The following is a 13,149-nucleotide window of genomic DNA, read 5'->3' as shown; positions in this document are numbered from 1 at the left end:
GTCTCCTACCGGGTGTTACCCGGTAGGAGACGGACCAAGACTCTGACTCGGCACCGTCGTTCTACTTCCGCACCAAGGCGTTCGGCACCGCAGCGCCGTACAGCGTGTCGATGGTGTCCGCGAAGTCCGCGATGACCTTGGCCCGCTTCACCTTGATGGACGGCGTGAGGTACCCGTTGGCCTCGGTGAAGTCCAGGTCGAGCACCGTGATCTTGCGGATCGACTCGGCCTTGGAGACCGCCTCGTTCGCCTGCGCGACCACCTTGTCGAGCTCGGCCAGCACCTTCGGGTGCACGCGCGCGTCGGCCACCGACAGCTTGGGCAGGCCGTTCGCGGCGCACCAGCCGGGCAGCATCTCGGCGTCGAGCGTGACGAGGGCGCCGATGAACGGGCGCTGGTCGCCGACCACCACGACCTGGCTCACGATCGGATGCGCCCGCATCCGGTCCTCGAGCACGGCCGGGGCGACGTTCTTGCCGCCGGCCGTCACGATGATCTCCTTCTTGCGCCCCGTGATGTGCAGGTGGCCGTGCTCGTCCAGGCGGCCGAGGTCCCCGGTGCGGAACCAGCCGTCGACGAGGGCCTCCGCGGTCAGCTCCGGCTGGTTGCGGTAGCCGCGGAAGATGTGCGGCCCGCTCAGCAGCACCTCGCCGTCGTCGGCGATGCGGATACCCGTGCCGAAGAAGGCCGGGCCCACCGAACCCATGACGATCTTGCCGGGCAGGTTCACCGCCGTGGGGGCGGTCGTCTCCGTGAGGCCGTAGCCCTCCAGGATGGTCACGCACGCGCCGCGGAAGAAGTGGCCGAGGCGCTCGCCCAGCGGTGCGCCGCCCGAGACGGCCCAGCTGAGCTGCCCGCCCATCGTGGCCTTGAGCTTGCTGAACACCAGCCGGTCGGCGATCGCGTGCTTGACCTTGAGCGCGCCGCCCGGTCCCTCGGGCACGTCCAGGGCCCGCGAGTAGTCCTCGGCGACGCGCGCGGACCAGGCGAAGATCTTCGCCTTCAGCCCGGAGGACGCCTTCTGCTCGGCGCTGTTGTAGACCTTCTCGAACACGCGCGGCACGGCCAGGAGGTACGTCGGGCGGAACGAGCCCAGGTCGGCCACCAGGTTCTTGATGTCCGGGGCGTGGCCCAGCACGGCCTGGCCGGCGATGGTCGCGACCTCGACGAAGCGCGCGAACACGTGCGCCAGCGGCAGGAACAGGAGCGTGCGCGCGTTCTCGGCGCTCAGCAGCTCCGGGATGCCGGCGGCGGCGTTCAGGGTCAGGTGCGCGAAGTTGCCGTGCGTGAGCTCGACGCCCTTGGGGCGGCCCGTCGACCCGGAGGTGTAGATGATGGTCGCCAGGTCGTCGCGCCGGACGGCGTCGCGCCGCTCGGCCACGATGCCGGCGGAGAGGTTGGTGCCGGCCTTGCGCAGGTCGAGCACGGCGTCCTCGTCGATCAGCAGGATGTCCTCGAGCCCGGGCAGGCTGGGCCGCACCTGCCTGACGGTCTCGGCGTGAGCGCTCGACTCGACCACGATGAGGCGCACGTCGGCGTCGGACAGGATCCACTGGACCTGCTCGGCCGACGACGTCTCGTAGACCGGCACGGCGACGGCGCCGGCGGCCCAGATGGCGAAGTCGAGCAGCGTCCACTCGTACCGGGTGCGGGACATGATCGCGACGCGGTCGCCGGCCTTGATGCCGCGCGCCACCAGGCCGCGCGCGACGGCGAGCACCTCGTCCTCGAACTGGCTCGCCGACACCTTGATCCACGGGCCGTCCGGTGCGTCACGCCGCTCGATGAGCGCCTCGTCCCCGGAGCGGGCCACCCGGTCCGCGAGGATCGTGTTGATGCTGGTGCCTTCGGGCACCTCCACCAAGGCCGGCGACGTGGCAAGTGTCATGTGCTGCTCTCCGTTGAAGTCTTGAACAGGTGAAGGCGCGGTATCGGGTCTTCACCAAGTTGCGTGGCCTGCTCGGGTGACTGTAGCGGATCCCCGTCTCAGGTCGGAACCGTCTTTCGCCCGTGGCGGCCGTGGACGGTTAGCCTCTTCTTGTGTCTGACAACGAACCGACCAGCGCTCCGGTGCCGTCCGAGATCATCCGGCTCCGCGGGAGCATCGACAACATCGACGCGGCGCTGGTCTACCTGCTCGCCGAGCGGTTCCGGGTGACGCGCCGGGTGGGGGAGCTCAAGGCGGTCGGCGGGCTGCCCCCGGCCGACCCGGCCCGCGAGCAGGAGCAGATTGCCCGGCTCACGAGCATCGCCGAGGAGTCCGGCCTGGACCCCGAGTTCGCCGAGCAGTTCCGCCAGTTCATCGTGAGCGAGGTGATCCGCCACCACGAGCTGATCGCCGCGCAGCACAAGGGCGACAATTTGCCTGAGGTCGACACCTACGCTTGAAGGTGACCTGTGCCTGACGCGTTTTTGCCTTCTCCTGGTAGTTGGCAAACGTCGGGTCCGAATATCTCCTGTACAGGTCACAGAAATTTCCCCCACAGGGGTGGCGTGCGCCCGGGATCCGTCGTTTCCTGGAGTCAACGCCGGGGCGAGGTCATGCGGTAGGGCATCACCTCGACCTCGGCGGGTGACGCGGAGGTGTTCATGAAGATCGATTGGCTCAAACCCCTCCTCGGCCACCCGGGACCGTTCGCCACCCTGTGCCTGGACGCGACGCCGTCCGAGCACGCCGCCGACCGTGACGTCGGCGGGCGCTGGAACGCAGTGCGCAGGGACCTGGCGCAGCAGAAGGCCCCGGACGCCGTGCTGGACGCGATCGAAGAGGTGGTGCTGCGACCCACGAGGGTCCCGGGACCGCACGGCCGGGTCGTCATCGCCGACGAGACGGGCGTGCTGGTGGACCGCGTGGTGAACAACCCGCCGACCGCGAGCTCCGGCTCCTGGGAGGCCGTCCCGGCCCTGCTGCAGGCCGCCCTGGCCGCCGACGAGTCGGTGGAGGTGCTCAAGGTGACGGTGGACCGGGCGGGCGCGGACTTTCTCCGCGCGGGGCCGGACGCCAAGGTGCACAGCACCTTCCAGGCGCCGCACGACGAGATCGAGAAGACCAGCTCCTCGGGGATCAAGCGGGCTCGGATCGAGTCCCGTGCCGAGGACTCCTGGGAGCGCAACGCCGCCGCCGTGGCGGCCGAGATCGAACGGCACGTGGCGGAGTCCGACCCGGAGCTGGTGCTCCTCACCGGCGACAAGCGGGCGGTCTCGCTCACCCGGGCCGCGCTGACGACGCCGACGACCGACAAGCTGGTCGAGGTGCCCGGCGGCGGGCGCGGCGGCGGCGTCAACGAGACCGCGTTCGCGGAGCGGGTCTCCGACGCCGTGGACTCCTACCGGGAGCGGCGGCGCGAACGGGTGCTGGCGGAGCTGCGTCAGGAGCTCGGCCGGGAGTCGAACGCCGTGACCTCGGTGGACGACGTCGTGGCGGTGCTCGCGCGCGGGCAGGTCAAGGAGCTCGTGCTCGCGGAGGAGTACGGCACGAGCCCCGGCCGCATGAACGGGCGCAAGCTGTGGATCGGGCCCGATCCGATGCACATCGCGGGCGACCGGTCCGACCTCGAGGCCATGGGGGTGACGGAGCGGCTGGAGGAGCTGCCCGCCAGCGTCGCGCTCGTGCGCGCGGCGGTGGGGCAGGACGCCGGCCTGACGTTCGCGCCCGAGGGTTCGGTGGAGCTCATGGACGGCGTCGGCGCGACCCTGCGCTGGCGGGACGACGGGACGCCCACGGAGGTGCTCGCCAGCATGTCCGGCGACGACCGTCGGCTGCACTGACCTCCCACGTGAATTCGATGTGAATTCTCGAGCGGTTGATCGGACAAAAGGCGCTCAGAACGGGCGCCAGAGTGGATGGAATTTCCGATTTACCGCGTATGAGAAATTGTTGCGCCGGAATGTGTCCGTTTTGCCCATACACACGGAAACGCATTATCGGTACGGTCCTGGGCCATGGGGATGATTCATTGTGAGTACGCGCGGCTTGCCGCCGACGACTTCGACAAGGCACGGACAGATCTGACCTGGGCGCTGGAGCACATCGACGAGCTCGCCGGCGAATGGGTGGAGGTGGATCTTCCGGCACAGGAGGCCAGGTACTTCAGCATCGGCACCGTGTGGGGTCCGCTCCACACGGTGCTCCGGGTGCACGGCGGCATGCCCGTCGACCCGGTGCAGGGCGGTGCGGCGCTGGCCTCCACCGACGGGATCACGCCGGTGCGCTACCTGGGCCCGGAGGAGGTGGAGAAGGCGGCCGCGTTCCTGGTGGGCACGTCGTTCGACACCCTGGCGCCGCTCGCCGTCGCCGACCACGTGTGCGACGAGGACGTGTGCCCGGACCCGGGTGAGCACGCCGCGGAGACCGATCATGAGCGCCTGGCCGTCGCGTACGGCGAGCTGACCGCGTTCTACGGTGCTGCGGCCGAGGCCGGCGACGCGGTGGTGCTGATGCTCAACTGAGCGGGAACAGTCGCAGCAGAGACAGACGGGGGCGGGACGCCGATCAGCGTCCCGCCCCCGTTCTGTCTGCCCGGGCTCAGCCCTTGTTGCGCGGCGGGGCCTCGCCCAGCTCGCTGGAGGTGACGACGATCCCGCCCTGGACGGCCGGGTCGCCCTGGCCCTCTGTGGCGGCGACCAGGTCGAGCGGGCCGGTGACGCGGCCGGCGGCCTTGACGTCCTCGACAGCGGTCTCGACCGCCGTCAGCGAGCCGGCCGGGACGGCCAGCGAGGCCGCGACGATCGGCGTACGCATCGACGCCTTGGCCTCGGACTTCACCTTGCGCAGCGCGGCGAGCGCGTGCCCGGCGGCCGCGAGGTCGGCCGGGTCGGCGGCCCCGCCGGCCGCGCGCAGCGGCTCGGCCACGGGCCACGGCGCGCGGTGCACCGAACCCTCGCGCCACCAGGACCAGACCTCTTCCGTGGCGAACGGGAGGTAGGGCGCCAGCAGGCGGAGCATGGTGTCGAGCGCGATGGCCAGGGCGGTACGGGCCGAGGCCGTCTCCGGCGTGATGTCCGCGGAGTCGGCACCCGCGCCGTACGCACGGTCCTTGACGAGCTCGAGGTAGTCGTCGCAGAACGTCCAGAAGAACGTCTCCGTCAGCTCGAGCGCGCGGGTGTGGTCGTAGGCCTCCAGCGCGGCCGTGGCCTGCTCGACCACGCCGGCCAGGCCCGCGAGCATCGACCGGTCCAGGGAGACCGTGACCGCCGCCGGGTCGAGCGCGATCTCGCTGCCCGCGCCGCCGCCGAACGACAGCGCGAACTTCGAGGCGTTGAGGACCTTGATCGCCAGGCGGCGACCGATCTTCATCTGACCCACCTCGAACGCCGCGTCGGTGCCCAGGCGGGCCGAGGCCGCCCAGTACCGCACCGCGTCCGAGCCGTGCTCGACGAGCAGGTCCATCGGCGTGACGACGTTGCCCTTGGACTTGGACATCTTCTTGCGGTCCGGGTCGAGGATCCAGCCGCTGATCGTCGCGTTCTTCCAGGGCAGCACCTTGTTCTCCAGGTGCGAGCGCACCACGGTGGAGAACAGCCACGTGCGGATGATGTCCTGGCCCTGGGGGCGCAGGTCCATCGGGTACACGCGCTCGAAGAGGTCCTGGTCCCGCTCCCAGCCGCCGACGATCTGCGGGGTCAGGGACGAGGTGGCCCAGGTGTCCATGACGTCCGCGTCGCCCACGAAGCCGCCGGCCTGGCCGCGCTGCTCCTCGGTGTAGCCGGCGGGCGCCTGCGACGTCGGGTCGACGGGCAGGGCCTCCTCGGCCGGGACGATCGGGTGGTCGTAGTCGACCTCGCCCGACGCGTCGACCGGGTACCACAGCGGGATCGCGACGCCGAAGAAGCGCTGGCGGCTGACCAGCCAGTCGCCGTTCAGGCCGTTGACCCAGTTCTGGTAGCGCACCCGCATGAAGTCCGGGTGGAAGTCGAGCTCCTTGCCGCGGGCCAGCAGCTCCTCGCGCAGTTCCTGGTCGCGGCCGCCGTTGCGGATGTACCACTGGCGCGAGGTCACGATCTCGAGGGGCTTGTCGCCCTTCTCGAAGAAGTTGGCCTTGCGCTGGGTCGCCACGGGCTCGCTCGGCATGTCGCCCGACGCGGTGAGCGCCTCGACGATGGCCTTGCGGGCGCTGAAGGTCGTCTTGCCCGCGACCTCGGCCTCGAACAGCTCCGCGCCCGCGCTGCCCGTGAGCCACTCCGGCAGCTCACGCGTGATGCGGCCGTCGCGGTTGATGATCGAGCGCGTCGGGAGCTGCAGCTCGCGCCACCACTGCACGTCGGTGAGGTCACCGAAGGTGCAGCACATCGCGATGCCGGCGCCCTTGTCGGGCTCCGCCAGGTGGTGCGCCAGGACCGGGATCTCGACCCCGAACAGCGGGGACGTCACGGTGGTGCCGAACAGGTGCTGGTAGCGCTCGTCGTCCGGGTGCGCGATGAGCGCGACCGCGGCGGGGATCAGCTCGGGGCGCGTGGTCTCGATGTAGACCGGCTCGCCGTCGGGCTTGTGGAACGCGACCTTGTGGAAGTGCCCGGGGTAGTCGCGGGCCTCCAGCTCGGCCTGGGCCACGGCGGTCTGGAACGTGACGTCCCAGAGGCCGGGGGCCTCGGCCTGGTAGGCCTCGCCGCGCTGGAAGTTGCGGACGAACGCCCGCTGCGCCGTGGCCCGCGAGGAGTCGCTGATGGTCTGGTAGGTCTGCGCCCAGTCCACGGAGACGCCGAGGCGCCGCCAGAGCACCTCGAACTCCTTCTCGTCCTCGGCCGTCAGCCGCTCGCAGAGCTCGATGAAGTTGCGCCGGCTGACCGGGACCTGGTCAGCGGCCTTGACGTTCTTGTCGGTGCCCTCGAACGGCGGCGTGAAGTCGGGGTCGTAGGGCAGGGAGAGGTCCACGCGCACGCCGTAGTAGTTCTGCACGCGGCGCTCGGTGGGCAGGCCGTTGTCGTCCCAGCCCATGGGGTAGAAGACCTCGAGGCCGCGCATGCGCTTGAAGCGGGCCACGATGTCGGTGTGCGTGTAGCTGAACACGTGCCCCACGTGCAGGGAGCCCGACACCGTCGGCGGCGGGGTGTCGATCGAGAAGACCTCGGCACGGGTCTTGGTGCGGTCGAAGGCGAAGGTCTGCTCGGCGGTCCAGCGCTCGTCGAACTTGGCCTCGAGGCCGTCCGCACTGACCTTGTCCGGTACCTCCTTGACCACCGCGCGTACGACCTCGGCGCCCGGTACCGCGGCGGCGGCAGGGGTCGGTGTCGTGTCAGGTGCGGGTGTGGTCGCAGCCGGGTCCGTCGGCCCGGTGGAGGCGGGAATGCTCATGCGCACCAGTGTCCCAGATTCGAGCAACCCGAAGCGCACGTTTTCCACAGGTCGCGACGGCCGTGCGTGCGGGGTGCGCCGGCGAGACGTCCGCCACAGATTCTTCGAGACGGTCGATAGGTGCCAGAGGCATGCACTATGGTTCTGCCTGGCCCAGAACCGGGCACACCGGTCAGGGCGGTCATCGTGGCCGTCCGACGCTCTCCAGGAGACGAATCGTGCGCATGTCGTGTTGTCGGTGCTCGCCGCACCGCCCCGTCATGTCCCGTCGTACCTAGGAGTCCCATGTCGCTCGACCGCTCCGACGAGCTGGTCGCGCCGACCGCACCGGCCGGCAGCGCCGCCGTCGTCCGCCGCGCGTCCCTGTGGCGCCGCCTGGCCCGGGACCGGTTCGCCCTGGTGGGCGGCGTCGTCGTCGTGGTCTATGCGCTCGTCGCGCTGGCCGCGCCCCTGATCACCCGGGCGCTCGGCGTGGACCCCTACACCTACGACCTCGACGCGCTCGGGCCCACCGGCGCGCCGGCCGGCCCGCTGGGCGGCGTCAGCGCGGAGCACTGGTTCGGCGTCGAGCCGCTGACGGGCCGCGACCTGTTCGCCATCGTGGTCATGGGCTCCCGCACCTCGCTCCTGGTCGGCCTCGGGGCCACCGTCGTCGCCATGCTGGTCGGGACGGTGCTGGGCCTGGTCGCGGGCTACTTCGGCGGCTGGGTCGACTGGGTGGTGGCCCGGCTGATCGACGTCCTCATCGGGCTGCCCGCGCTCGTGTTCATGATCGCCGTCGGCGCCGTCGCGCCCGACTGGTTCCCCCGCCTGCTGCTCCTGGTGCTCGTGATCGGGCTGTTCGGCTGGTCGTCGATCGCACGCGTCGTGCGCGGCCAGGTCATGGCGCTGCGCGCCTCCGGGTTCGTGCGCGCCTCCCAGGCCCTGGGCGCCTCGCACGCGCACGTGCTGTTCCGCCAGGTGCTGCCCAACCTCGCCTCGACCGTCGTGGTGTTCACGACCATCTCCATCCCGGGCGCGATCGGGTCGGAGGCCGCGCTGTCGTTCCTCGGCGTCGGCGTGCCGCCACCCACGCCGTCGTGGGGCCGGTCGATCGGCGACGCCGTCACCTGGTTCTCCGTGGACCCCGTCTACCTGCTGTTCCCGGGGCTCGCGCTGTTCGGCGTCACCCTCGCGTTCAACGCGTTCGGCGACGGCCTGCGCGACGCGCTCGACCCGCGGGGTGGCGGCCCGCGGCGACGCCGACGGCGCGGAGGTGCCCGATGACGCTCCTCAAGTTCCTGGGTACCCGGCTCGCGACGCTCGCGTTCGTGCTGCTCACGGTCTCGTTCCTCACCTACGCGCTGTTCGTGCTGCTGCCCGCCGACCCGGCGCAGCTCGCCTGCGGCCGGCCCTGCACGCCCGAACGCCTGGAGACGGCGCGGGCGTTCATGGGGCTCGACAAGTCCGTCGTCGAGCAGTGGTGGGAGTTCGTGCGCGGTGTGTTCACCGGCCGCACCTTCGGCTCGGCGGGCGCGACCATCGACTGCCCGCAGCCGTGCCTCGGCTATTCCTTCGTCCGGAACGCGCCGGTCACCGAGCTCATCGTGGGACGGTTCCCGGTGACGGCGTCGATCGCGATCGGCGCGGCGGTGCTCTGGCTCGTCGTGGGTGTGGGCGCAGGGGCAGTGGCCGCGGTGCGCCGCGGCACGGCCCTGGACCGCGGGCTCATGATCGGGGCGATCACGGGCGTCTCCGCGCCGAGCTACCTGGTGGGCCTGCTCGGCATCCTGCTGTTCGGCTTCACGCTCGACATGGTCCCGGTGTCCGGCTACGTGCCGTTCGCCCAGAGCCCGGTGGACTGGGCGTGGCACCTGGTGCTGCCGTGGTCCGTGCTGGCCCTGCTGTCGGCGGCCGTCTACACGCGGCTGACCCGCTCGCAGATGCTGGAGGAGCTCGGCTCGCCGTACGTTCGCACCGCGCGCGCCAAGGGCATCACGGAGAGCCGGGTCGTCACCCGGCACGCGCTGCGCAACGCGGCGATCCCCGTGGTCACGCTCTTCGCGCTGGACCTCGGCGCGCTGCTCGGCGGGACCGTCATCACCGAGCGGGTGTTCTCGATGCCCGGCATCGGCGCCCTGCTCATGGAGGCGGTCGGCGCCACCGACGTGCCGCTGCTGGTGGGCGTCACGGTGTTCACCGCGGCCATCGTGGTGATCGCGAACCTGGCGGTCGACGTCGTCTACGGCGTGCTCGACCCGCGGGTGCGGCGCGGAGGGAGAACCCGATGACCCGCCGATGTCGTCGGTGACGTCCGACCCCGTACCCCACGGGACCCCGTGTCCCGTCATGCCGTAGCACCCCAGAACTCCGCAGCACCTCGTAGAGACGAGAAGGACCAGATGAACCACGCTCCACGCACCACCCGCAGGCCCGCCCGCCGGGTGGCGGTCGCCGGCATCGCCGTCGCCGCCACGCTCGCGCTGACGGCCTGCAACGCCAACTCGCAGCCGGGCGCCGCCTCGAGCGACGAGGCGACCGCCGTCCAGCAGGGCGGCGAGCTGCACATCCTCACAGCCAGCCCCGCCATCAACTGGGACCCGGCCACCAGCCAGAACCTCGCGATCACCACGCTCGGCCTCGTCGAGCGCCGGCTCACCGCCTGGCAGACCAACGCCGACGGCACCACCGAGGTGGTCCCGGACCTCGCGACGGACACCGGCACGCCGTCGGACGACGGGGCGAGCTGGACCTACACGCTGAAGGACGGCCTGAAGTTCGAGGACGGCACGCCGATCACCTCGGCCGACGTCAAGTACTCCGTGGAGCGCTCGTTCGCCCCCGAGCTGTCGGGCGGCCTGAGCTACCACAAGAACCTGCTGGAGGGGGCCGACGAGTACAGCGGCCCGTACCAGGGCGACGAGCTCGACTCGATCGAGACGCCGGACGACAAGACGATCGTCTTCCACCTGGACAGCGCGTACGGCGACTGGCCGTGGATCGTCTCGATGCCGGCGTTCGGCGCCGTCCCCGAGGCGAAGGACGACATCCAGACCTACACGACCCAGCCCGTCGCCACCGGCCCCTACCGGGTGGCGGACACGGTCGAGGGCACCTCGGTGACCCTGGAGCGCAACCCCGAGTGGGACCCGGCCACGGACGAGGCCCGCACCGCCGGCCCGGACTCGGTGGTCTTCGAGCTCAGCCAGGACGAGACGGTCGTGGCCCAGCGCCTCATCGCCGACTCCGGTGCCGACGCCTCGGCGTTCGGCGCCACGTTCGTGCCGCCCGCACAGCTCGCGCAGGTCCAGCAGGGCCCGGCCAAGGACCGCCTGGTCACCTCCGGCCCTGGGGCGCTCGCGTACCTCGCGATCAACACCGGGGCCGACGGCCTGGACGACCTCGACGTCCGCAAGGCGATCAGCCTGGCCGTGGACAAGAACGCGTACCGCGTCGCGTCCGGCGGCGAGATCGCGGGCGACTTCGCGACCACGCTGGTCACGCCCGGCATCCCGGGACGTGAGGAGTACTCGAACGGCGTGAACGACGTGGCCCCGGAGGGCGACGTCGAGCAGGCCGAGAAGCTGCTGGACGACGCCGGCTGGTCGGGCCGCGAGCTGCGCCTCGTCGTGACCGACGACGCCCCGTCGCTCGCCCAGGCGCAGGCGATCCAGCAGGGTCTGGAGCGGGCCGGCCTGAAGGTCAAGATCGTGCCGCAGGCCGAGGACGTGTGGACCGAGACGGTCACGCAGGGCGACGGCTCGAAGTACGACCTCACGCTGTCGTCGTGGCAGCCGGACTTCCCGAGCGCGAACGGCAACATCCAGCCGCTGTTCGACTCCTCGCAGGTGGGCGACGGCGGGTACAACCTGGCCCGCTACAGCAACCCGGACGCTGACGACCTGATCGAGCGCGCTACCGAGGAGACCGACGTCGACGCCGCGGCCAAGCTGTGGGTCGAGGCCGACCAGCTCATCCTGGGCGACGCCCCCGTGGTGCCGCTGATCTACACGAAGAACTCGTTCCTGCACGGTTCGAAGGTCGAGAACTTCCGTATCCCGGACTTCCCGGCCTACCCGAACTACCTCCAGGTCTCGCTGGCTCCGTGAGCAGCGTCCTGGTGACCGACGGGCAGCCCCTCCTGCAGGTGGAGGGGCTGTCCGTCGTGTTCGACGACGCCGCGCGGCCCGCCGTCGACGGCGTGTCCTGGGCGCTGCGCCCGGGGCGGGTGACCGCCCTGGTGGGCGAGTCCGGCTCGGGCAAGACGGTGTCCGCGATGGCGGTGCTTGGGCTGCTGCCCGACGCCGCGGCGGTGGGCGGGTCGATCCGGCTGGGCGGGTCGTTCGGGGGCGGTGGCGGATCCGGTGCCGGCGCGGGATCTGGTGCCGACGCGGGATCCGGTGCCGACGCCGGATCCGGCGGAGGGGCGGCGACCGAGCTGGTCGGTGCGTCGCCCGAGACCTTCCGTCAGGTGCGCGGCGCGGTGCTCTCGCTCGTCTCGCAGGAGCCGATGAGCGCCTGGAACCCCGTGCTCACGATCGGCGACCAGGTCGCCGAGGCGCTGCGGGCGCGCCGGCGCGGTCCGGACCGGCCGAGCCGGCGGGCGGCGCACGAACGGGTGCTGGAGCTGCTGGCCGAGGTCGGGCTGCGCGACCCGGAGCGGGTGGCCGCCGCGTACCCGCACCAGCTCTCCGGCGGTCAGCTCCAGCGCGCGCTCGTGGCGATGGGGCTGTCGCAGGACCCGGTGGCGATCATCGCTGACGAGCCGACGACGGCGCTGGACGTGACCGTCCAGGCCGGGATCCTCGACCTGCTGCGCGGGCTGCGCGACGAGCGCGGCACGGCCGTGCTGCTCATCACCCACGACATGGGCGTGGTGGCCGACCTCGCGGACGACGTGGTGGTGATGCGCGACGGGCGGATCGTGGAGGCCGCGCCCGTGCGCGAGCTCTTCGCGGCGCCGCGCGAGGAGTACACGCGCACGCTGCTCGCGGCGGTGCCGCGGCTGGGTGAGCCCGTTGTAGGGGTGCAGCGGGTCGAGACGACGGCGCCGCGGGACGCGAAGGCCGCGAACGCGTCGGGCGGCGTCGTGCTGCTCGACGACGTCGGCGTCACCTACGGCGGCCGGCACCCCGTGGTCGCGGCCGACGGCGTCACGCTCTCGATCGGCCGGGGCGAGGTGCTGGGCCTGGTGGGGGAGTCGGGCTCGGGCAAGTCGACCCTCGGCCAGGTGGTCGCGGGGCTGCTGCGGCCGACGTCGGGCCGCGCGGTCGTGGACGGCGTCGACCTGGCGCGCGCGTCGCGCCGGGAGAGGGCCGAGCGCCGTCGGGCCACGGGCGTGGTGTTCCAGGACCCGGCCTCGACGCTGAACCCGCGCTGGACCGTGGCGCAGTCGGTCGACGAGCCGCTGCGGCTGCACTCCGGGCTGGACCGGGCCGCCCGGGAAGCCCGTGTGCGCGAGCTGCTGGAGCTGGTCCGGCTCGGTCCCGGGTACGGGCAGCGGTACCCGCACGAGCTGTCCGGCGGGCAGCGGCAGCGGGTCGCGATCGCCCGGGCCGTGGCGCTCGGGCCGCAGGTGCTCGTGGCGGACGAGCCGACGTCCGCGCTCGACGTCTCCGTGCAGGCGCACGTGCTGGACCTGTTCCGGGACCTGCAGACCGAGCTCGGCTTCGCGTGCCTGTTCGTGTCCCACGACCTGGCGGTCGTCGAGCGGGTGGCCGACCGGGTCGCCGTCATGCGGGAGGGCCACATCGTCGAGACGGGCCCGACGGCGCAGGTGCTGGGCGCGCCCGCCGACCCGTACACGCGGGCGCTCGTGACCGCCGCTCCCGTGGCGGATCCGGATGCGCAGGCGGACCGCCGGGCGGTGCGGGTCTGAC

At 71.7% G+C, this 13,149-nt stretch carries 9 protein-coding genes; 7 read left to right on the top strand and 2 right to left on the bottom strand.

Annotated elements, in window-relative coordinates; genetic code table 11:
• Positions 1 to 61: 61 nt before the first annotated feature.
• Positions 62 to 1,888, bottom strand: coding sequence for an AMP-dependent synthetase/ligase (locus ACFV9Q_RS17025; RefSeq protein WP_377235379.1), 1,827 nt, complete (start codon positions 1,886 to 1,888; stop codon positions 62 to 64).
• Between the two features lie 152 nt (positions 1,889 to 2,040).
• Between ACFV9Q_RS17025 and ACFV9Q_RS17020 the strand changes: the two genes are divergently transcribed.
• The 3 genes from ACFV9Q_RS17020 to ACFV9Q_RS17010 all read left to right on the top strand — a co-directional run bounded on the left by ACFV9Q_RS17020 (position 2,041) and on the right by ACFV9Q_RS17010 (position 4,449).
• On the top strand, positions 2,041 to 2,388 hold the full coding sequence (locus tag ACFV9Q_RS17020; protein ID WP_285105256.1) for a chorismate mutase: 348 nt from the start codon (positions 2,041 to 2,043) through the stop codon (positions 2,386 to 2,388).
• Between the two features lie 201 nt (positions 2,389 to 2,589).
• Positions 2,590 to 3,768 (top strand): Vms1/Ankzf1 family peptidyl-tRNA hydrolase, encoded by a 1,179-nt coding sequence (locus ACFV9Q_RS17015; protein ID WP_377235378.1) that lies wholly within the window; start codon positions 2,590 to 2,592, stop codon positions 3,766 to 3,768.
• Positions 3,769 to 3,942: 174 nt separating this feature from the next.
• Complete coding sequence (locus ACFV9Q_RS17010) at positions 3,943 to 4,449, top strand: DUF1877 family protein (RefSeq protein WP_377235377.1); 507 nt, start codon at positions 3,943 to 3,945, stop codon at positions 4,447 to 4,449.
• 76 nt (positions 4,450 to 4,525) lie between these two features.
• Here ACFV9Q_RS17010 and valS read toward each other — a convergent pair whose 3' ends face one another.
• A complete protein-coding gene (gene valS / locus ACFV9Q_RS17005) occupies positions 4,526 to 7,291 on the bottom strand; it encodes a valine--tRNA ligase (RefSeq protein ID WP_377235376.1) in 2,766 nt (921 codons plus the stop codon).
• A 285-nt stretch (positions 7,292 to 7,576) separates the two neighbouring features.
• Here valS and ACFV9Q_RS17000 point away from each other — a divergent pair, with 285 nt between their 5' ends.
• The 4 genes from ACFV9Q_RS17000 to ACFV9Q_RS16985 all read left to right on the top strand — a co-directional run bounded on the left by ACFV9Q_RS17000 (position 7,577) and on the right by ACFV9Q_RS16985 (position 13,148).
• Positions 7,577 to 8,557 carry an ABC transporter permease gene (locus ACFV9Q_RS17000; RefSeq protein ID WP_377235375.1) on the top strand — a complete coding sequence of 327 codons (981 nt, stop codon included), beginning with the start codon at positions 7,577 to 7,579 and terminating at the stop codon, positions 8,555 to 8,557.
• Positions 8,554 to 9,561 (top strand): ABC transporter permease, encoded by a 1,008-nt coding sequence (locus tag ACFV9Q_RS16995; RefSeq protein WP_377235374.1) that lies wholly within the window; start codon positions 8,554 to 8,556, stop codon positions 9,559 to 9,561. Before ACFV9Q_RS17000 ends, ACFV9Q_RS16995 begins: the two co-directional genes overlap by 4 nt.
• 111 nt (positions 9,562 to 9,672) lie before the next feature.
• Positions 9,673 to 11,379 (top strand): ABC transporter substrate-binding protein, encoded by a 1,707-nt coding sequence (locus tag ACFV9Q_RS16990; RefSeq protein WP_377235373.1) that lies wholly within the window; start codon positions 9,673 to 9,675, stop codon positions 11,377 to 11,379.
• Positions 11,376 to 13,148: a dipeptide ABC transporter ATP-binding protein gene (locus ACFV9Q_RS16985; RefSeq protein ID WP_377235372.1), complete on the top strand. Its 1,773-nt coding sequence runs from the start codon at positions 11,376 to 11,378 to the stop codon at positions 13,146 to 13,148. Before ACFV9Q_RS16990 ends, ACFV9Q_RS16985 begins: the two co-directional genes overlap by 4 nt.
• Position 13,149: the final 1 nt, after the last annotated feature.

This window comes from Promicromonospora sp. NPDC059942, from assembly GCF_042731755.1.
Lineage (GTDB): Bacteria > Actinomycetota > Actinomycetes > Actinomycetales > Cellulomonadaceae > Promicromonospora.
Note: the sequence above shows the minus strand (reverse complement) of the source record. Positions and strands in the feature narration are given on the sequence as shown.

Bases quoted from the DNA above. Each gene is read 5' to 3' on its own strand.
- ACFV9Q_RS17015 (WP_377235378.1), top strand. From the start codon at position 2,590: ATGAAGATCGATTGGCTCAAACCCCTCCTCGGCCACCCGGGACCGTTC.
- ACFV9Q_RS17025 (WP_377235379.1), bottom strand. From the start codon at position 1,888: ATGACACTTGCCACGTCGCCGGCCTTGGTGGAGGTGCCCGAAGGCACC.
- ACFV9Q_RS17000 (WP_377235375.1), top strand. From the start codon at position 7,577: ATGTCGCTCGACCGCTCCGACGAGCTGGTCGCGCCGACCGCACCGGCC.
- ACFV9Q_RS16990 (WP_377235373.1), top strand. From the start codon at position 9,673: ATGAACCACGCTCCACGCACCACCCGCAGGCCCGCCCGCCGGGTGGCG.
- ACFV9Q_RS17010 (WP_377235377.1), top strand. From the start codon at position 3,943: ATGGGGATGATTCATTGTGAGTACGCGCGGCTTGCCGCCGACGACTTC.
- valS (WP_377235376.1), bottom strand. From the start codon at position 7,291: ATGAGCATTCCCGCCTCCACCGGGCCGACGGACCCGGCTGCGACCACA.
- ACFV9Q_RS16995 (WP_377235374.1), top strand. From the start codon at position 8,554: ATGACGCTCCTCAAGTTCCTGGGTACCCGGCTCGCGACGCTCGCGTTC.